The organism is uncultured Sphingomonas sp., from assembly GCF_946477935.1.
GTDB lineage: Bacteria > Pseudomonadota > Alphaproteobacteria > Sphingomonadales > Sphingomonadaceae > Sphingomonas.
This window is the reverse complement of sequence record NZ_CAMLAC010000053.1, coordinates 1-19,592: the sequence shown is the minus strand read 5'-3', so window position 1 is coordinate 19,592 and position 19,592 is coordinate 1. Positions and strand designations below refer to the sequence as shown.

Annotated in this window: 18 protein-coding genes; 9 read left to right on the top strand and 9 right to left on the bottom strand. The window is 68.3% G+C overall.

Going from position 1 to position 19,592, the window contains the following annotated elements; all coding sequences use genetic code 11:
• Positions 1-239: 239 nt before the first annotated feature.
• Complete coding sequence (locus tag Q0U08_RS07950) at positions 240-1,763, top strand: hypothetical protein (RefSeq protein WP_298090802.1); 1,524 nt, start codon at positions 240-242, stop codon at positions 1,761-1,763.
• On the opposite strand, the gene Q0U08_RS07945 is transcribed toward Q0U08_RS07950, so the two are convergent.
• A complete protein-coding gene (locus tag Q0U08_RS07945; RefSeq protein ID WP_298090801.1) occupies positions 1,760-2,623 on the bottom strand; it encodes an Ada metal-binding domain-containing protein in 864 nt (287 codons plus the stop codon). The genes Q0U08_RS07950 and Q0U08_RS07945 overlap by 4 nt on opposite strands.
• A 231-nt stretch (positions 2,624-2,854) precedes the next feature.
• Between Q0U08_RS07945 and Q0U08_RS07940 the strand changes: the two genes are divergently transcribed.
• The 5 genes from Q0U08_RS07940 (at position 2,855) to Q0U08_RS07920 (ending at position 7,829) form a co-directional block, all read left to right on the top strand.
• The gene (locus Q0U08_RS07940) at positions 2,855-3,424 is read left to right on the top strand and encodes a F0F1 ATP synthase subunit delta (RefSeq protein WP_298090803.1); all 570 of its coding nucleotides are present in this window, start codon (positions 2,855-2,857) and stop codon (positions 3,422-3,424) included.
• 6 nt (positions 3,425-3,430) lie between these two features.
• Positions 3,431-4,960 carry a F0F1 ATP synthase subunit alpha gene (gene atpA / locus Q0U08_RS07935; protein ID WP_298090800.1) on the top strand — a complete coding sequence of 510 codons (1,530 nt, stop codon included), beginning with the start codon at positions 3,431-3,433 and terminating at the stop codon, positions 4,958-4,960.
• A 110-nt stretch (positions 4,961-5,070) separates the two neighbouring features.
• Positions 5,071-5,949 carry a F0F1 ATP synthase subunit gamma gene (locus Q0U08_RS07930; protein ID WP_298090799.1) on the top strand — a complete coding sequence of 293 codons (879 nt, stop codon included), beginning with the start codon at positions 5,071-5,073 and terminating at the stop codon, positions 5,947-5,949.
• 23 nt (positions 5,950-5,972) lie between these two features.
• Positions 5,973-7,454, top strand: coding sequence for a F0F1 ATP synthase subunit beta (gene atpD, locus Q0U08_RS07925; protein WP_298090798.1), 1,482 nt, complete (start codon positions 5,973-5,975; stop codon positions 7,452-7,454).
• 123 nt (positions 7,455-7,577) lie between these two features.
• Complete coding sequence (locus Q0U08_RS07920; RefSeq protein ID WP_298090797.1) at positions 7,578-7,829, top strand: ATP synthase F1 subunit epsilon; 252 nt, start codon at positions 7,578-7,580, stop codon at positions 7,827-7,829.
• Between the two features lie 22 nt (positions 7,830-7,851).
• On the opposite strand, the gene Q0U08_RS07915 is transcribed toward Q0U08_RS07920, so the two are convergent.
• Together Q0U08_RS07915 and Q0U08_RS07910 are read right to left on the bottom strand one after the other, a co-directional pair.
• A complete protein-coding gene (locus tag Q0U08_RS07915; protein ID WP_298090795.1) occupies positions 7,852-10,023 on the bottom strand; it encodes a primosomal protein N' in 2,172 nt (723 codons plus the stop codon).
• 55 nt (positions 10,024-10,078) lie between these two features.
• The gene (locus Q0U08_RS07910) at positions 10,079-11,536 is read right to left on the bottom strand and encodes a diguanylate cyclase (protein WP_298090793.1); all 1,458 of its coding nucleotides are present in this window, start codon (positions 11,534-11,536) and stop codon (positions 10,079-10,081) included.
• A gap of 53 nt (positions 11,537-11,589) precedes the next feature.
• Between Q0U08_RS07910 and Q0U08_RS07905 the strand changes: the two genes are divergently transcribed.
• Positions 11,590-12,510 carry a tyrosine recombinase XerC gene (locus tag Q0U08_RS07905; RefSeq protein WP_298090791.1) on the top strand — a complete coding sequence of 307 codons (921 nt, stop codon included), beginning with the start codon at positions 11,590-11,592 and terminating at the stop codon, positions 12,508-12,510.
• 7 nt (positions 12,511-12,517) lie between these two features.
• Here Q0U08_RS07905 and Q0U08_RS07900 read toward each other — a convergent pair whose 3' ends face one another.
• From Q0U08_RS07900 to rsmI, 5 genes are all read right to left on the bottom strand, one after another.
• Complete coding sequence (locus Q0U08_RS07900; protein ID WP_298090789.1) at positions 12,518-13,123, bottom strand: DedA family protein; 606 nt, start codon at positions 13,121-13,123, stop codon at positions 12,518-12,520.
• Positions 13,124-13,316: 193 nt separating this feature from the next.
• On the bottom strand, positions 13,317-14,267 hold the full coding sequence (gshB, locus tag Q0U08_RS07895) for a glutathione synthase (RefSeq protein ID WP_298090787.1): 951 nt from the start codon (positions 14,265-14,267) through the stop codon (positions 13,317-13,319).
• A gap of 69 nt (positions 14,268-14,336) precedes the next feature.
• Positions 14,337-14,702, bottom strand: coding sequence for a YraN family protein (locus Q0U08_RS07890; RefSeq protein ID WP_298090786.1), 366 nt, complete (start codon positions 14,700-14,702; stop codon positions 14,337-14,339).
• 5 nt (positions 14,703-14,707) lie between these two features.
• Positions 14,708-15,895, bottom strand: coding sequence for a YihY/virulence factor BrkB family protein (locus Q0U08_RS07885; protein ID WP_298090785.1), 1,188 nt, complete (start codon positions 15,893-15,895; stop codon positions 14,708-14,710).
• 50 nt (positions 15,896-15,945) lie between these two features.
• On the bottom strand, positions 15,946-16,806 hold the full coding sequence (gene rsmI / locus Q0U08_RS07880) for a 16S rRNA (cytidine(1402)-2'-O)-methyltransferase (RefSeq protein ID WP_298090784.1): 861 nt from the start codon (positions 16,804-16,806) through the stop codon (positions 15,946-15,948).
• A gap of 37 nt (positions 16,807-16,843) precedes the next feature.
• Here rsmI and Q0U08_RS07875 point away from each other — a divergent pair, with 37 nt between their 5' ends.
• On the top strand, positions 16,844-18,019 hold the full coding sequence (locus Q0U08_RS07875; RefSeq protein WP_298090783.1) for a penicillin-binding protein activator: 1,176 nt from the start codon (positions 16,844-16,846) through the stop codon (positions 18,017-18,019).
• Positions 18,020-18,130: 111 nt separating this feature from the next.
• Here Q0U08_RS07875 and hemW read toward each other — a convergent pair whose 3' ends face one another.
• The gene (gene hemW / locus Q0U08_RS07870) at positions 18,131-19,279 is read right to left on the bottom strand and encodes a radical SAM family heme chaperone HemW (protein ID WP_298090782.1); all 1,149 of its coding nucleotides are present in this window, start codon (positions 19,277-19,279) and stop codon (positions 18,131-18,133) included.
• 13 nt (positions 19,280-19,292) lie between these two features.
• Here hemW and Q0U08_RS07865 point away from each other — a divergent pair.
• On the top strand, positions 19,293-19,592 hold a 300-nt coding region (locus Q0U08_RS07865), incomplete at its 3' end, for a CAP domain-containing protein (protein ID WP_298090781.1).

The window sequence follows — 19,592 nt, the reverse complement described above, 5'->3', positions numbered from 1 at the left end:
GGCGGCGGGCATGGCGGCGGCGCGTGCGGCGCGGGGGGACAAGCCGGTCAACGGCTGCTCGGCGGCGGATGCGGTGCAGGACGCGCTGGCCCGCCAGCAGGCGGCGATCCGCGCGACCCTGCCGCCGCTGCCCAATGAGAAGCTGGTCTATTCCTGCCGGAAGTCGGGATGATCTTCCCCTCGCACATGGCGTCCGTTTCGCTATAGATCGGATGCGAGGCTTGGGAGGGCCGAGGGGAATGATGCGTTTCGGGGGATGGATCGCCGGTCTGGCGCTGACGCTGGCCACGCCGGCGATGGCGGAATGGCGCGAGGCGCGTGCGAAGCATTTCGTGATCTACGCCAATACCGGCGAGGACGATATCCGCCGCATGGCGACGCGGCTGGAACAGCTCGACGGTGCGATGCGCCGCATGCACGCGGTGGCGGAACAGCCGGGCCAGACCAGCAACCCGGTCACCGTCTATGCGGTGGCCAGCGCGAGCGAGGTGCAGTCGCTGTGCGGCAAATGCCCCAATATCGTGGGCTTCTATCAGCCGCGTGTCAGCGGATCGGTCGCGTTCACGCCGCGCCGTGGAAGCAGCGAGGGGAGCATCGATCCGCAGATCGTGCTGTTCCACGAATATGCCCACCATTTCCTGCTGGGCAATGCATCAACCGCTTATCCCGCCTGGTATGCGGAAGGCTATGCCGAGTTCGTCAGCACGGCTTCATTTGACAAGGAGGCGCTACGCGTCGGCGTGGCGGCGATGCACCGCGCCTACAGCCTTCTGCGCACCGACCTGGCGATCGAGACGCTGTTCGATCCGACGCGTCGCAAGCTCGATGTCGATCAGCAGGCGGCGATCTATGCCCGCGGCTGGCTGCTGACCCATTATCTGATGTTCAGCAAGGAGCGCGAAAACCAGTTGGGCAGCTATCTGCGGCAGTTGAACGAGGGGGTGCCCAGCCTGAAGGCGGGGGAAGCTGCGTTCGGCGGGCTGAAGGCGCTGGACAAGGATCTCGACCGGTATCTCAGCGGGGCGCGCATCACCAACGTGGTCCTGCCGTACACGATGCTGTCCGTGCCCCCGATCACGGTACGGACGCTGAGCGAGGGCGAGCAGGCGATGATGGCCTTGCGGATGCGATCCGAGCGCGGGGTGAATCGCGAAGCTGGTCGCGCCGTTTATGACCGGGCGTTGCGGACGGTGGGGCCTTATGGCGACGATCCGGTGGTACAGGGCTGGCTGGCGGAAATGGCCTATGATGCGGGCGAGGATGCCGCGGCCGAGGCGGCGGCGGACAGGGCGCTGGCCAAGGACCCCAAATCGGTACAGGCGCTGACCTACAAGGCGATGGTGCTGATGCGCCGTGCCGAGCAGTCTCACAATGCCGAGGAGTGGGCGGAGGCGCGGCGCTGGATCGTCAAGGCGAATCGGCTGAACCCCGATGCCGCCGAGCCCTTGTCGCTTTATTATCGCAGCTACCGCATGGCGGGCGTGAAGCCGACCGACGCGGCGGTGCAGGGACTGTACCGTGCGTTCGAGTTGGTACCGCAGGATCGAGGCCTGCGCTTCATGGTCGCGGCGCAGGCGATCGAACTGGGGGACATCAAGGGTGCGCGCGCGACGCTGCGTCCGCTGGCCTTCGATCCGCACGCGCCGGCCGACAATCGGGCGGCGCAGTTGCTGAGCCTGCTGGACAGCGACAAGGTGCAGGAGGCGCTGGCCCGTATCCGCGGCAATGCCGAGCAGGCGGTCGCCGAGGGTGGAGGCTCCTAGTCCGTGCCCCCGGCCGATGCGGCAAGTTCGGCATAGCTGCGCGTTTCGCCCGGCGGGATCGTCGTCAGCGCCTGCCAGATCGCCTCTTGAAAGGCAGTGTCGCGTATCTCGGGCGGCAGGTCGCCACGCGGCGGACGCGCGACCAGCGTCACGATCCGCCGGGCCAGATCGTGAAGGGCGGCGTCGCCGGGCGTGATCGTCGCCCCCGGGAAGCGCGCCGCAAGCGTTGTCCCATCTTCGTGAAGCGCGATGCGGCACAATCCCCTGGTGGTAGTCGCGACGAGCAGCGGCCCCAGGCCGGTGGCAACCATCGTCCAGCGGATCGTCTCACCCTCGCCGCCGTGCCGCCATACGCTGGGCGCCATGCCCAGCCGGGGCGCATCGACGGCATAGAAGCGGCTGGGGGCGTCGTGCCCCGCGGCATAGATTGCGTCGGTCACGCTGTTTTCCGCGGCGAGCGCTGCGACCGCGCGGTTCGAGCGCAAGGCGCGGGCATAAGCGGCAGGTGTCACCCCGGTGACGCGCTTGAACAGCCGTTGGAAATGATGCGGTGCATAGCCGACCGCCTGTGCCAGCCGGGCGAGCGGCACCGCACCATCTCGCGCCAGCAACGTTGCGGCGTGCGCAACCGCCGTCGCATCGCGCGCCACCGCATCTGGCAGGCAGCGGCGGCAGGACCGGTAGCCCGCCGCCCGCGCGTCCGCGGCCTGCTTGTAGAAGGTGACGTTGCAGCGTGCCGGCCGCCGCGCCGGGCAACTCGGCCGACAATAGATGCGGGTGGTGTGCACCGCGACGACGAAGCGGCCGTCCGCGTCGCGGTCTCGGCTTGCAAAGGCGATCCAGGCCAGATCCTCGTCCATGGGCATGATCTAGGATGGCCAGCGCGAAACCGCATCCCGCGGATTGCGATCAAACCGCGTTGCATCGATGTGACCATCTTGTCATCATCGGGTCATACGGAGGGGTGGCGCAGCTTGCATCGCCGGGTTCCCGATGCTACTCGCGCGCCAACCCATCCGAGGCGCGTTTTCGCGCCCCGTTCCCCATGGGGGCAACCCGTTTGTAATTACGAGGAATTCGCGTCCGTGGAGATGTCCGGCGGAAATCTAGGTGGCACAGGCGGCATCCAGGCGAGCCTGGGCGGACGCTATGCGCTCGCCCTGTTCGAACTGGCCGAACAGGGTCGCAATATCGACACGGTCGAGGCGAGCCTGCTGGCCGTGCGTGACGCGCTGACCCAGTCGGCCGAGTTTCGCGAGCTGACGACCAGCCCGGTCGTAGCGCGTGGCGCAGCGGTGAAGGCGGTGCTTGCCGTCGCCGACCAGTTGGGCGTCGACGCCACCACGCGCAACTTTCTGGGCGTGCTGGCGGAAAACCGCCGCCTTGGGCAATTGCCGCAGATCATCCGTGCCTTCCGACAGCTTGCCAGCCGCCATCGCGGCGAGACGACGGCGGAAGTGACGAGCGCCCACCCGCTGACCGACGATCAGATCGCCGCGCTGAAGCAGCAGTTGCGCCAGCGTGTCGGTCGCGACGTTTCGGTCGACCTGTCGGTCGACCCGGCGCTGCTCGGCGGGCTGGTCGTCCGCATCGGCTCCCAGATGATCGATTCCTCGATCCGCACCCGTTTGAATGCGCTCGCCAGCGCGATGAAAGGCTGACGTTCCATGGATATCCGCGCCGCAGAAATCTCCAAGGTCATCAAGGACCAGATCGCCAGTTTCGGTGATCAGGCCCAGGTTTCCGAAACCGGTCAGGTGCTCAGCGTCGGTGACGGCATCGCGCGCATCTATGGCCTGGACAACGTCCAGGCGGGCGAGATGGTCGAGTTCGCCAATGGCGTGCAGGGCATGGCGCTGAACCTGGAAGCCGACAATGTCGGCGTCGTGATCTTCGGCTCGGACGCCGAGATCCGCGAGGGCGACACCGTACGCCGTACCGGCACGATCGTGGACGTGCCCGTCGGCAAGGGCCTGCTCGGCCGCGTGGTCGATGGCCTGGGCAACCCGATCGACGGCAAGGGTCCGATCGTCGCCGAGAAGCGCAGCCGCGTCGAGGTGAAGGCGCCCGGCATCATCCCGCGCAAGTCGGTGCACGAGCCGGTGCAGACCGGCCTGAAGGCGATCGACGCGCTGGTGCCGGTGGGTCGTGGCCAGCGCGAGCTGATCATCGGTGACCGCCAGACCGGCAAGTCGGCCATCGCGCTCGACACCTTCATCAACCAGAAGACGGCGAACGCCGGCACTGAGGAGTCGAAGAAGCTCTACTGCGTCTATGTCGCCGTGGGGCAGAAGCGTTCGACCGTCGCCCAGCTCGTCCGGACGCTGGAAGAGAATGGCGCGATGGAATATTCCATCGTCGTCGCCGCCACCGCGTCCGACCCCGCGCCGCTCCAGTTCCTTGCGCCGTACACCGGCTGCGCGATGGGCGAGTATTTCCGCGACAACGGCATGCATGCCGTGATCGTCTATGACGATCTGTCGAAGCAGGCCGTCGCCTACCGCCAGATGTCGCTGCTGCTGCGTCGTCCGCCGGGCCGCGAGGCCTATCCCGGCGACGTGTTCTATCTCCACTCGCGCCTGCTGGAGCGCGCGGCGAAGATGAACGACGAGAACGGCAACGGGTCGCTGACCGCGCTGCCGATCATCGAGACGCAGGCGGGCGACGTGTCGGCCTATATCCCGACCAACGTGATCTCGATCACCGACGGCCAGATCTTCCTCGAAACCGACCTGTTCTTCGCGGGCATCCGCCCGGCGATCAACGTCGGCCTGTCGGTGAGCCGGGTCGGCTCGGCCGCGCAGACCAAGGCGATGAAGAAGGTGTCGGGCTCGATCAAGCTGGAGCTGGCGCAGTACCGCGAGATGGCGGCGTTCGCGCAGTTCGGCTCGGACCTGGACGCCTCGACGCAGAAGCTGCTGAACCGCGGTGCGCGCCTGACCGAGCTGCTGAAGCAGCCGCAGTTCAACCCGCTGCCCTTCGAAGAGCAGACGGCGTCGATCTTTGCGGGTACGCAAGGCTATCTGGACAACGTCCCCGTCGCGCAGGTGACGCGCTACGAGGCGGCGATGCTCGCCGATCTGCGCGCCAACCATGCCGGCGTGCTGGGCCTGATCCGCGACACCAAGGATCTGGGCGACGAGGCCAAGGGCAAGCTCAAGGCCGCACTCGACCAGTTCGCGAAGACCTTCGCGTAAGTGAACCATAGCCCTCTCCCCGCCGGGGAGGGGGTTGGGTGAGGGGCCGCCCCAAGCGCTTCCGTTGATGGCAACCCTCGCCTTGGGGCGGGGGAGAAACAAGGACCAAGATGGCAAGCCTCAAGGCCCTCAAAGTTCGGATCAACTCGGTCAAGTCGACCCAGAAGATCACCAAGGCGATGAAGATGGTCGCCGCCGCCAAGCTGCGCCGTGCGCAGGAAGCGGCGCAGAACGGCCGTCCGTATGCCGAGCGCCTGGAGGCGGTGATGGCCAGCCTGGCCGGCCGCGTCGGCGGCACCGGCGCGTCGCCGCTGCTGGCGGGCACCGGCAAGGATCAGGTGCAGCTTCTCGTCGTCGCGACCTCCGAGCGTGGTCTGGCCGGTGCGTTCAACACCAACATCGTGCGTGCCGCGCGTCGCAAGGCCGACGAGCTGGTCGCGCAGGGCAAGACGGTGAAGTTCTACATCGCCGGCAAGAAGGGCCGCGTGCTGCGTCGCTTCTTCCCGAACGCGATCCTGGCCGATCACGAGATGGGCCAGATCAAGTCGGTGGCGTTCGACGATGCGCGGGCGATCGCCGACGATCTGATCGCGCGCTATGGCCGCGGCGAGTTCGACGTCGCGCACCTGTTCTATGCCAAGTTCGTCTCGGCACTGGTGCAGGAGCCGGTCGGGCAGCAACTGATTCCGGTACCCGTGCCGCCGCAGCCCGTGAAGACGGCGGCGTCTGCCGATGCCGTGGTCGAGTATGAGCCCAGCGAAGAGGCGATCCTGGATGACCTGTTGCCGCGCAACGTCGCGGTGCAGATCTTCCGCGCGCTGCTGGAAAACGCCGCGTCGGAACAGGGCAGCCGCATGAACGCGATGGATAACGCCACGCGCAACGCGGGCGACATGATCAACCGCCTTTCCATCCAATATAACCGCACCCGCCAGGCCGCGATCACGACCGAACTGGTGGAAATCATCTCGGGCGCCGAAGCGCTCTAAGTTTCGAAGCAGGAAGAACCGCCATGGCAACCGCCGCTGACGATATCCGCCCGATCCAGTCGACGGGCCAGACGAACAATGTGGGACGCATCGCGCAGGTCATCGGCGCCGTCGTCGACGTGCACTTTCCCAACCAGTTGCCCGCGATCCTGTCGGCGCTGGAGACCGACAATAACGGCAACCGGCTGGTGCTCGAAGTCGCGCAGCATCTCGGCGAGAACACTGTCCGTACTATCGCGATGGATGCGACCGAGGGCCTGACCCGCGGCCAGACCGTGACCGACACCGGTGCGCAGATCAGCGTTCCCGTGGGTCCGGCGACGCTGGGCCGCATCATGAACGTCGTCGGCGAGCCGATCGACGAGCGTGGCCCTGTGGGCACCGATCTGCGTGCGCCGATCCACGCCAAGGCGCCGGAGTTCATCGACCAGTCGACCGAAAGCGCGATCCTGGTCACCGGCATCAAGGTCATCGATCTGCTCGCTCCCTATGCCAAGGGCGGCAAGATCGGCCTGTTCGGCGGCGCCGGCGTCGGCAAGACCGTGCTGATCCAGGAGCTGATCAACAACATCGCCAAGGGGCACGGCGGCACCTCGGTGTTCGCGGGCGTCGGCGAGCGGACGCGTGAGGGCAACGACCTGTATCACGAGTTCCTGGACGCGGGCGTCATCGCCAAGGACGCGGACGGCAATCCGATTTCGGAGGGCTCGAAGGTCGCGCTGGTGTTCGGCCAGATGAACGAGCCGCCGGGCGCGCGTGCCCGCGTCGCGCTGTCGGGCCTGACCATCGCGGAATATTTCCGCGACCAGGAAGGGCAGGACGTGCTGTTCTTCGTCGACAACATCTTCCGCTTCACCCAGGCGGGTGCCGAGGTGTCGGCACTGCTCGGCCGTATTCCGTCGGCGGTGGGCTACCAGCCGACGCTGTCGACCGACATGGGCGCGCTGCAGGAGCGCATCACCTCGACCAACAAGGGTTCGATCACGAGCGTCCAGGCCGTGTACGTGCCTGCGGACGACTTGACCGATCCGGCACCGGCGACGTCTTTCGCGCACTTGGACGCAACGACGGTGCTCAACCGCGCAATCTCGGAGCTGGGCATCTATCCGGCGGTCGATCCGCTCGATTCGACCAGCCGCGTGCTGGAGCCGCGCACGGTGGGCCAGGAGCACTACGATACCGCGCGCGCGGTGCAGTCGCTGCTCCAGCGCTACAAGTCGCTGCAGGACATCATCGCGATCCTGGGCATGGACGAGCTATCCGAAGAGGATAAGCTGACCGTGACCCGCGCGCGCAAGATCCAGCGCTTCCTGTCGCAGCCCTTCCACGTCGCGGAGGTGTTCACCGGCATCTCCGGCAAGTTCGTGCAGATCGAGGACACGATCCGCTCGTTCAAGGCGGTGGTCGATGGTGAGTATGACCATCTGCCCGAGGCGGCCTTCTACATGGTCGGCGGCATCGACGAAGTCGTCGCCAAGGCCGAGAAGATGGCCAAGGAAGCCTAAAGGCACCTGCCCCCTCCTGCCGCACGCGGGAGGGGGCCGGGCATGGCCCCGCGCGACGCGGGGCCTGTCCCGAACTTTCCTCCCCCAGCCCCTCCCGCGAGCGGGAGGGGGGAGCTTACCAGAATGCTGCACTTCGAACTCGTCACCCCCGAAAAGCTCCTCCGCTCGGAGGAGGTGCACATGGTCGTCGTTCCCGGCACCGAGGGCGACTTCGGCGTGCTGGAAGGGCATGCACCCTTCATGTCGACGATCCGCGACGGCGCACTGCGTATCCACCGCACCGAAAAGGGCGAGCCCGAGACGCTGACGATCCGCGGTGGCTTTGCCGAGGTCACGCCCAAGGGTTTGACCATCCTGGCCGAACACGCAGGCTGAACCGCGCCGCCCGGCGCGGCGGCTACAGGAAGCTGTAAGGGTCGACGTCCACCGCGACCCTGACCTTGGGCGACCATTCCAGCGCGCCCAGCCATTCGCGGATCACCCCCTGCACGTCGAGCGCGCGGCGGGCGTGGACCAGCAGGCGATAGCGGTGGCGGCCGCGCAACATGGCGAGCGGCGCGGGGGCGGGGCCGTACACCTGCATGCCTTCCACCTCCGGCGCACGACGCCCGATCAGGCTGGCGATCTCCTGCGCCGCCGCCTGTTCCTCCGACGACACCACGATCGCGGCATAGCGGCCGAAGGGCGGCGCGCCCGCGTCGCGTCGCGCTTCGGTTTCGGCCGCGTAGAAGGATTCGGCATCCCCGGTCACCAGCGCCTGCATGACGCTGGCCTTCGGGCTGTGCGTCTGGATGAACACCTGTCCCGGCTTCTCGCCACGCCCCGCGCGCCCTGATACCTGGCAGATCTGTTGGAAGGTTCGCTCGGCCGCACGCAGGTCGCCGCCCTCCAACCCCAGATCGGCATCGATCACCCCGACCAGCGTCAGGTTCGGAAAGTGATAGCCCTTGGTCACCAGTTGGGTGCCGACCACAATGTCGATGTCGCCCGCTTCCATGCGACCGACAAACTCGGCGGCCTTTGCCGGGGACCAGATGGTGTCGGAGGTGACGACCGCCGTTTTTGCCTGTGGAAACAACGCGGTAACTTCGTCTGCGATGCGCTCGACACCGGGGCCGCAGGCGACGAGGGTGTCTTCGCCCTGGCATTCGGGGCAGGCGCGCGGGGTGGGGAGGACGTGGCCGCAATGGTGACAGGCGAGGCGGCGGACGAGGCGGTGTTCGACCATCCAGGCGGTGCAGTTAGGGCATTGGAAGCGTTGGCCGCAGGTGCGGCATAACGTCAGCGGCGCATAGCCACGCCGGTTGAGGAAGAGCAGCGACTGTTCACGCTTTTCCAGCGTTTCGGTCATCGCCTTGACAAGCCGGGGAGAAATCCAGCGGCCGCGCTCGGGCGGCTCGTGGATCAGGTCGATCGCGGCGATGGCGGGCATCTCGGCGGCACCGAAGCGCCCGGGCAGCTTGACCTCGGCATAGCGGCCTTGCGCGACCTGCTGACGGGTTTCGATCGCAGGAGTGGCGGAGGCGAGAATGACGGGACAGGGTTCGAACTTGCCGCGCATCACCGCCACGTCGCGCGCATGATAATGTACGCCGTCTTCCTGCTTGAAGCTGGTTTCGTGCGCCTCATCGACCACGATCAGGCCGAGATTGCGATAAGGCAGGAACAGGGCGGAGCGCGCACCCACCGTCACCAGCGCCTGACCGCTGGCGATCGCCCGCCACGCACGCCGCCGCTGCGTCGAGCGCAGGCCCGAATGCCAGGCCACCGGCTCGCAGCCGAAGCGGTCGTGGAAGCGTTTCAAAAAGGGCTCGGTCAAGGCGATCTCGGGCAGCAGGACCAGCACTTGCCGCCCCTCGCGCACGGCCGCCGCCACCGCCTCGAAATACACCTCGGTCTTGCCCGAACCCGTCACCCCGTCGAGCAGCACGGGCGCGAAACTGTGCGCGGCGACATCGGCGACGAGGCGATCGGCCGCCGCCTGCTGATCGGTGGAGAGCGCAGGAACGTGGTGCGCGGGGTCGGGGAGCGGAAATGGACTGTCGATGTCGACTTCCACCCCCTCCATCGCGCCGACCTTGACGAGACCGCGGATCACCGCGTCGGACACGTCGGCGATCGTCGCCAGCTCGCGGATCAGCCCCTGCCGGTCGCCGATCCGCTCAAGCGCCTGCGCGCGCTGCGGCGTCAGGCGATCGGGAACGTGGCCGGTGACGCGGTATTCGGTTGCGGTGCGCGCGCCCTCCAGCGCGGCGTTGGAGGACAGCGCCATGCGAACCACCGCGGCCGGCGGTGCCAGATAATAATCGGCGGTCCATTCGATCAGGCGGCGCAGTGCGGTGCCCAGCGGCGGCACGTCGGCGACCCCAAGCAGCGGGCGCAGGCGATTATCGCCGACCTCGGCATCCGAGGGCATCCGCTCGGGCTCCCACACCACGCCCAGTAATTGGCGGGGGCCGAGCGGAGCGACGACGATCGACCCCGGCTCCACCGTCATGCCGTGTGGCACGCGGTAGTCGAGGGGACCGAGCGCGGAGTTCAGGACGAGGACGCGGGCACGCGAGGACATGGCCGCGCTATATGGGCACTGGACGTCAAAGCGTGAACCCCGAAGCGTTGCGGGATCAGGCGGCGCGGCGCCGATCGCCCTTGCGGCGCTCGCCGACGCGGGCGCGCTTGGCGGCATAGAGGATCGCATCGGTGCGGTGGACGAAGTCGCGCACGGTCTGCGTGTCCGGTGTCCACAGGCGCATGCCGACCGTGCCCGCGCAGGTCATCGTCAGCCCTTCTGCCGTCACCGATACCGACAGCGTTTCCTCGAGTTGCTGGCGGAACTGTTCGAAACGGGCGAGCAGGCCGGCATCCTCGACGATCACCCCGAACTCGTCGCCGCCGAGCCGTGCGACATAGCAGCCCTGCAGCCAGGGCGCGCGTAGACGGCGGCCGACTTCGCGAAGGATGTCGTCGCCGGCCATGTGTCCGAGCGTGTCGTTGATCAGCTTGAAGCCATCCAGATCGATCAGCGCGAGGGCCATGAGGTCGCCTGAATCGCGCGCATGATCGATGGCCGCTTCTAGTGCGCGGTCGAACGCGGCGCGGTTGCAGATGCCGGTCAACGCATCGGTACTGGCGGAGCGGCGCAGCGTCACCTCCAGCGCATGGCGGTCGGTAATGTCCTGGAACACGCCGACGATGGCGGTTACCTGCCCATCGCTTTCCTCACGCTCGCCCATCACCCGCACGCGCCGCAGGCGGCCGGTGGCGGTGGTGAAATCCAGCTCCAGGTCGAAGGATATGCCGGTATCAAGGGCGTGGGCGACGGCATCGTTCAGTTTCTGGCGCTCACGCTCCGGATAATAGTTCATCGCGGTGTCGATATCGGGTTCGACGCCCAGCGGCAGCTCGTGGATGCGGAACACGCCGTCCGACCAGGACGCGATCCGATCGGGTATCGACAGGCGCCATGATCCGATCATCGAGATGCGTTCGGCCTGCTGGAAGACGCGGTCCTTCGTGCGCAGATCGCTGGCCTGGCGTTCGCTGAGTTCGGCGATATGGGTGGCGCGCCGCGCGATGGCGCGGGCGGCGATCAGCGCCTCGGCCAGCGTCGTCAGATGGCGCAACGTGCGCATTCCGGCTTCATTGAGCGAGCGCGGCGTGGCATCCATCACGCACAGCGATCCGATGGGCTGTGCCATCCCTTGCCCATCGGGTGCATGGATCGGCATACCCGCGTAGAAGCGCAGGCCGTTTTCGGTCACAAGTGGGTTGTCGGCGAAATCGGCATCCAGGGTGAGATCGTCGACGACGAACTGGTCCGGCTTGCGGATGGTGTGATTGCAGATCGCGACGCTGCGTGGCACCTGGACCGGCAGATCGCCGACGCCCGCCTTCACCCACAAACGATCCCGGTCGATCAGGGTGAGCGCGGCCAGCGGGCAACCGAGCATATCCGCTGCCAGACTGACCAGCGCATCGAACTCCCGCTCCGGCTCGCTGTCGAGTAGCGCATGTGCCTGAAGTGCCGCCAATCGCCGCTCTTCGTCGAACACAGGGTCGAGGGATAGGGTTGAGGAGGCCATGGGACCGTCTAAGATCGGCAAGGTTAATATTCCTCCACGGATGCGTCAGGTCGTTGAGCAAAACAGATAAAGTGGGGCGGGAGGCGATCCTGCCATTGGCGTTTGCCGATCATCTGGCGAACGCGCGCCGCCGTTCGCCGCATACCGTGCGGGCTTATCAGGCGACGGCGGAGCGATTGCTGGCGTTTCTAGGGGGGCACTGGAGCGAGAGCGTGGGGGGCAACCGGGTGACGCGGGCCGATCTGGCGCGGGTGACGGCGGCGGATTTGCGGGCGTTTCTGGCGCACAGGCGGGGGGAGGAGCTGTCCAACGCGTCGGCGGCGCGGGAATTGTCGGCGGTGCGGTCGTTTCTGGAGTGGGCGGGCGTCGAGGCGCCGCGGCTGCGTGGGCCGCGGGTGAAGGTCGGGGTGCCGCGGCCGGTGGCGCCGGCCGAGGTGATCGCACTGGCGGAGGAGGTGTCGGAGGACGCGCGCGTGCCGTGGATCGCAGCGCGCAACTGGGCGGTGCTGATGCTGCTCTACGGCGCGGGGTTGCGCATCGGCGAGGCGCTGGCGCTGCCCGCCGGCGCATTGCCGCTGGGCGAGACGATCCGGGTGGTGGGCAAGCGCGGCAAGACCCGCATCGTGCCGCTGCTGCCGCAGGTCGCCCGTGCGATCGAGGCCTATGCCGCCGAACAACCCTGGCGGCTGGAGCGCGACGAGCCGCTGTTCCGCGGCGCGCGGGGCGGGGTGCTGTCACCGGCGATCGTGCGCCGCTCGGTACGGACGGCACGGGCGCGGCTGGACCTGGGCGACCGGGTGACGCCGCATGCGCTGCGCCACAGTTTCGCGACGCATCTGCTGGGGCGCGGCGCCGACCTGCGGCAGTTGCAGGAGTTGCTGGGCCATGCCAGCCTGAGTTCGACGCAGGTCTATACTGCGGTGGACGCCGCGCACCTGCTGGATGTGTACCGCAACGCGCATCCGCGGGCTTGAAGCGCGATCACCGCCCGGCGCGCGGCTTCCAGGTGATGACGCGCCAGATATAGCCGATGATGATCATCACGGTCAGCGCGACAGCGGCGGGGCCGACATAACGGTCCAGCACCTCGAAGCGCGAGCCCAGCAGCAGCCCGGCATAGGCCAGGATCGCGTTCCAGATAGTGCTGCCCGCAAAGGTCCACAGCAGAAAGCGCCAGAGCGGCATCCGCGTCATGCCCGCGGGCAGCGAGATGATCGTGCGAAAGGCGGGCATGAAGCGGAAGACGAACACCACCCACTGGCCATGCTTCACGAAGAAGCGGTGCAGCCGTTCGACATCCTCCCATTCCATCGTCAGCCAGCGGCCATGCCGGTCGATAAAGGGGCGGAAGCGTTCGTAGCCGATGTGCCGGCCGATATAGTACCAGAAATAGTTGCCGGCGGTGGTGCCCAGCGTTCCCCACAGGATCAGCGGGATCATCGCCATGTCACCCCGCGCGACCGCCATGCCGCCCAGCCCCATGATGACCTCGGAGGGCACCGGCGGCACGACGTTTTCCAGCGCCATGAGCAGAAAGATGCCGAAATAGCCGCCCCAGGCGATGAGGTTCAGGATGAAATCGGTCATGGTTCAGAGGGGATTACCCGTGGGGGCGGTGCGGGGTTCCCTCTCCCCGCCGGGGAGAGGGAAGGGGCCCGCTGCCGCCAGGCAGTGGGAAGGGTGAGGGGGTGCCAAGCAGCGCAGCACTGCTGGTCTGCCCCTCACCCTCCCACCGCTTCGCGGCGGGCCCCTCCCTCTCCCCGGAGGGGCGAGGGGGTGTTCAGCGCTTCACTTTCCGTTCGATCGCGTCCCAGATCAGGCCGGCGACATCGGTGCCGTCGAAGCGTTCGATCGCGACGATGCCGGTGGGGGAGGTGACGTTGATCTCGGTCAGCCATTCGCCGCCGATCACATCGATGCCGACGAACAACAGGCCACGCGCGCGGAGTTCGGGGCCGAGCGCTTCGCAGATTTCGCGTTCGCGCGCCGTCAGCTCGGTCTTTTCCGCCGATCCGCCGACCGCCAGGTTGGAGCGGATCTCGCCTTCGCCGGGCAGGCGGTTGATCGCGCCCGCCACCTCGCCATCGACAAGCACGATCCGCTTGTCCCCCCTGGCGACGGCGGGCAGGAAGGCCTGGATCATGTGCGGTTCGCGCCAGGTCTGGTTGAACACCTCGATCAGCGCGGACAGGTTCGCGCCGTCGCTGCCGACCTTGAAGATCGCCTTGCCGCCATTGCCGTGCAGCGGCTTCACCACGATCTCGCCATGCTCGGCCAGAAAGGCGCGCGCTTCATCGAGCGAGCGGGTGACCAGCGTCGGCGGCATGAACCGGGCATAGTCCAGCACGAAGATCTTTTCCGGTGCGTTGCGGACCTGGGCGGGGTCGTTCACCACCAGGGTCTTGTGCGCGATCCGCTCCAGCAGGTGGGTGGCGGTGATATAGCCCAGGTCGAAGGGCGGATCCTGCCGCATCAGCACCACATCCGCCTCGTCGCCGAGGTCGAGCCTGACCGGTGCCTCGAAGCGGAAATGATCGCCCGCCACCCGCTGCACGGTGACGGGATGCGCCTTCGTCCACAGCCGGCCATCGGACCAGTTGAGATCCTCCGCGGCATAATGGAACAGCCGGTGGCCGCGCGCCTGCGCCGACAGCATCAGCGCGAAGGTGGAGTCGCCCGCGATGTTGATCTGGTCGAGCGGGTCCATCTGGACGGCGACGGTGAGCGGCATGGTGATCCTTTCGGAAGATGGTCGTCGCGGCATGTAGGGGGCGGCGTGAGCCCTGTCATCCGGAGGGCCTCAGGGTTGCCACGCATTCTCGATATGATGCGGGCGGGCGCCGGGGGCGAGCAGGATGACGTCGATGCGGATATCGTCACCCGGCCCCGCATAGTCCGGCGCCAGCATTTCCGCCGCGGCCGCGACGCGGGACAGGCGACGCTCGTCGATCGCAAAGGCCAGGTCGTTGGCGGACTTGCGCGTCTTCACCTCGACAAAGGCGACGAGGGTGCCCTTGCGCGCGACGATGTCGACCTCGCCCGCGGGGGTGCGGACGCGGCGGTCGAGGATACGCCAGCCCTTCAGCCGCAGCCACCAGCCGGCCAGACGTTCGCCGCGGCGCCCGGCGAATTCGGCGGCGCGGCGGGCGGGAGAGGGCGTTCGCACGGACGTCAGCGGCGGCGCAGGAAGCTGATCGTACCGCCCGCCGCCAGCAGCGCGGCGCCCGCACGGCCGCGTCCGCGACGGCGCAGCAGCGCAAGACCGCCGGTGACGAGCAGGGTGGGCACCAGTCCACCCCTGCCGGGAACGACGCGGGTCAGGGCGTAGCCCTGTGCCGCCTCGCGCACCGGGCCGGCGTGTTCGGCCTGTTCGGGACCGGTATGGACCGCGGCGGTGCCGCTTGCCACCGTGTCGGCGGCATAGGCGTTGCGGTCGCCCATGGCACGCGCCGGGCCGGTGGTGGTGTCCTTGGTCGTCTGGCGTTCCAGTTCGCAGTTCAGCTCGGCCCCGAGCAGCAGGATATAGGCCGACAGATACAGCCAGGTGAGCAGCACGACCGCCGCGCCCAGCGATCCATAGGTGGCGTTGTAGCTGCCGAAATTGGCGACATAGAAGCCGAAGCCGAGCGTCACCAGCAGCCAGATGAGCGCGGCGAGCAGCGATCCGGGCGTCAGCCAGACCCAGCGCGCATGGTCGCGGTCCGGCCCGAAGCGATAAAGCGTCGCCGCCGCCGCCGCCGCGACCCCGGTCATCACCAGATAGGACAGGATCTTGCCCGCGGTGACCAGCACACCTGGCAGTTCGGGAAACAGGCTCTGCAAGGCACCCAGCGCGGTGATCGCGACGATCGCCAGCACTGCCAGCACCACCGCCCCGGCGGTGATGCCCAGCGCCAGCAGATTGAGCGCGATGAAGCCGCGGCCCTCCTCCTCGTCATACGCGATGTTGAGCGCGGTGATGACCGCGGTCGCCCCCTTCATCGCGCCGTACAGTGCGATGGCGAGCGCGATGAGAAGGCCGAACCCCTTCTTGCCGTCGGACGTGGTGACCAGATTCGCCAGTTGCTCGCCGATCAACTGCGCGGCGTCAGTCGGCATCACCTCCATCAAGGTGCGGACATTCTCGACCACCGTCTGCGGCGTCGCGAACAGGCCATAGCTGAGGACCACCGCGCCCAGCATCGGCACCAGGGCGAGGATCGCGCAAAAGGCGACGCCCGAGGCGATCAGGCTGATATTGTCCGCGCCCGCCTCGCGCCAGCTCCGCAGCAGCACGTCCTTCCACCCGCGCGGCGGCACCGCCCACGGGCTGGTCGCCCCGCGCCCGCGCGCATCCCGATCCGCTGTCGATACTGGCATCATCGTCCCCTTTGTCGGACATGCGAACCGGCGAGGGAGGCGGGTGTTCCTTACTGCGCGTCCTTCATCGCCATCGCGCGGGCGTAGAGCGCCTTGCGATCGAGGTTGAAGCGCTTCGCCACTTCGCCCGCGGCCTTGGAGGCGGGGAGACGGGTGAGCGCTTCGGCAAGCGCGGTGTCGGCATCCTCCTCGCTGGGGGGTGGGGCCTCGCCGGGGGGCGCGACGACGACGACGATCTCGCCCTTGGGGCCGCCCTCGGCATAGCGTTCCGCCAGGGTGGTGAGCGTGCCGGTCACCGCTTCCTCGAACCGTTTGGTGATCTCGCGCGTCACCGCCGCCTCGCGGTCGCCCAGCCCCGTGGCCAGCGCGGACAGCGTGGCGGCGAGGCGCGGGCCGGATTCATAGAAGACCAGCGTGGCGCGGACGGCCGCGATCTCGGCGATGGCATCGGCGCGCGCCTTTTCCTTGGGGGGGAGGAAGCCGCAGAACAGGAAGCGGTCGGTGGGCAGGCCGGCAAGGGTCAGCGCGGCGATCGCGGCGCAGGGGCCGGGGATCGTCACCACCGCATGACCCGCGGCACGCGCATCGCGCACCAGCTTGTAGCCGGGGTCCGAGATCAGCGGCGTGCCCGCGTCCGAAACCAGCGCCACCGCCTCCACCCCCATGCGCGCGATGAGCGCGGGGCGGACGTGTTCAGCGTTGTGGTCGTGAGAGGGTTGCATGGGGCGCTTGACGCCGATGTGGCGGAGCAGGCCGGCGGTGACGCGGCTGTCCTCCACCGCGATGACGTCAGCGGCGGCCAAGACGCTGGCGGCGCGTGGAGAAAGGTCGCCGAGATTGCCGATCGGCGTGGCGACGATATACAGGCCGGGATCGAGTTTGGTCGTAAGGTTGGTCACAGGGGACGTCATGGCAGAGGCAGCAGCGCCAATACAACCGAAGCTTGCCATGCGGGGCGGCAGTGCCAGGCGCTGGATGGCGCTGGCGGCGGCCTGTCTGCTGGGCGCCTGTCAGACGCTGGTGCCGCGCGGGCCGGTGGAGGCACCGCCGCCGCGCGAGGCGACGCGACCGGCGGAGGAAGCGCCGACCGTGGAGGCGGGCATCCCGCGCGATACGGCGCGCAACCGCGTCGCGTTGCTGGTGCCGCTGTCCGGCAGCAATGCGGGTGTCGGACAATCGATCGCCAATGCAACGATGCTGGCGCTGCTCGATACCCAGAACGACAAGGTGCGGATCACCAATTATGACACCGCCACCGGCGCGGCGGCGGCGGCCCAGCGCGCGATCGCGGAGGGCGCGCAACTGATCCTGGGGCCTTTGCTGTCCGACGACGTGCGCGCGGTGGCGCCGATCGCGCGCGCGGCGCGCGTGCCGGTGGTCAGCTTCTCGAACGATGCCGGCGTCGGGGGCAACGGCACCTATCTGATGGGCTATGCACCGGGGCAATCGATCGAGCGCGTCGTCGCCTTCGCCCGCGAGCGCGGCGTGACCAGCTTTGCCGGCCTCGTGCCCAACGGCCTGTACGGCGAGCGCGCGTCGACCGCGTTCCTGCGCGCGGTGGAAGGGGCGGGCGGTCAGGTCGTCTCGCTGCAACCCTATGGCCGCGTGGCGGGCGGCATCGCAGGGGCCGCACAGCGGCTGGCGGCAAAGGCGCCCTATGACGCGGTGCTGATCGCCGATGGCGGCGCGGCGGCAGCGGCGGCGGCGCCCGTCATCAAGCGTGGACCGGGCGCCAATACGCGGCTGCTGGGCACCGAGCTGTGGAATTCGGAAGCGTCGATCGCGTCGCGGGCGCCGCTGAGTGGCGCGTGGTTCGCCAGCGTGTCGAACAATCTGTACCGGCAATACGCCACCAAATACCGTGCCCGCTTCGGCGCGGCGCCGTACCGGCTGTCCAGCCTGGGCTACGACTCGGTGCTGTTGACCGTGCGCATCGCGCGCGACTGGAAGGTGGGTTCGCCCTTCCCCGAGGCGCGACTGCGCGACCAGGACGGCTTTGCCGGGATCGACGGCGCGTTCCGCTTCGGCCGCGACGGCGTGGCCGAGCGCGCGCTGGAGGTGCAGGAGATACGCGGCGGCACGACCGTGACGGTCTCGCCTGCGCCGACGGGGTTCGGGAGATAAGTTGAACGGGGCCGGGCTGAGGCGCTTCCCGACGCATGGCGCCCGACGCATGGCGTTTGTGGAAGCGCCCCACCCCAAGTCCTCCCCTGAAGGGGAGGGGCAAGCCCCGGCTCAGGCCAGCACGACGTCGCGCAGGATCGCGTCGAGCAGCAGCGCGCCGGGCTCCGTCACGATCAGGCGTTGGCCGTCGCGGGTGATCAGGCCGTGGGTGGAAAGGCGCGCGACCGCAGTTTCGTCGATCATCGGTTTGCCTTGGGCGAGCGCTTCGATGCGGTTGAGGTCGACGCCTTCGCGCAGGCGCAGGCCCATGACCAGCGCCTCGGTGGCGCGGGTGACGGGGGCGAGGCGATCCTCCACCTCGATGCCGTGGCCGTTGCGATCGACCGCGGACAGCCAGTTCTCCGGCTTGCGACGGCGCGTGGTGGCGTGGCCGGTGCGCCGCCCGTGCGCGCCGGGGCCGATGCCGGCATAATCGCCATAGCGCCAATAGGTCAGGTTGTGGCGGCTCTCCGCGCCGGGCCGGGCGTGGTTGGAGGTTTCATAGGCGGGGAGGCCGGCAGCGGCGGTCAGGCTGCGGGTCGCCTCGAACAGATCGGCGGCGGCGTCGCCATCGGGGATGGTGAGGCGGCCGGCGGCGGCTTCGGTGGCGAAGCGGGTGCCGGGTTCGATGGTGAGCTGGTAGAGCGAGAGGTGCTCGGTGCCGAACGACAGGGCGCGGGCGAGTTCGGCTTCCCACGCCGCCAGCGGCTGGTCGGGGCGCGCATAGATCAGATCGAAGCTGACACGCGGGAAATTGGCCTGTGCGGTGGCGAGGGCGCGCAGCCCCTCGTCCACGCCGTGCGCGCGGTCGAGGAAGCGTAGCGCGGCATCGTCCAGCGCCTGCAGGCCGAGCGAGACGCGGTTGACGCCGGCGGCCGCCAGATCGGCGAAGCGCGCCGCCTCCACGGAAGAGGGGTTCGCCTCCAGCGTGATCTCGATATCCGGTGCGAAGCCCCAGGCGCGCTCGGCGGCGTTCAGGATGGCCGCGACGGTGGCGGGCGGCATCAACGAGGGGGTGCCGCCGCCGAAGAAGATCGACCCCAGCCGCCGGCCGGGCAGCGCGGCAACCTCATGCGCGAGGTCGGCGAGCAGCGCGTCGCGCCAACGGTCCTGATCCACGGCCTCGCGGACATGGCTGTTGAAGTCGCAATAGGGGCATTTGGAAACGCAGAACGGCCAATGGACGTAGAGCGCGAGATCGGGGGACGTTGCGGCAGGCATGATGCGCGCCGATATGGCCGTGATGATCCCGTTACGCCACCCGCTGATCGCCGCGCTGTTGATGCTTGCGTCTTGTGCGCAAGGGCCCGAACGCGTGGTCGAGCCGCGCCCCTCCACCGCGCCGGTCGCGCGGGGCGAGGGGTTGTTGCGCCGGGCGATGCTGGATGGGCAGAATGCGGCGCGGGCCGCGGTGGGGGTCGCGCCGCTGACCTGGAACGACAGGCTGGTGGCGAGTGCGCGCGCCTATGCCGAGGAAATGGCACGCACGGGCCGCTTCCGCCATGCCGACCAGCCGCAGGGGCCGGGGCGGGAG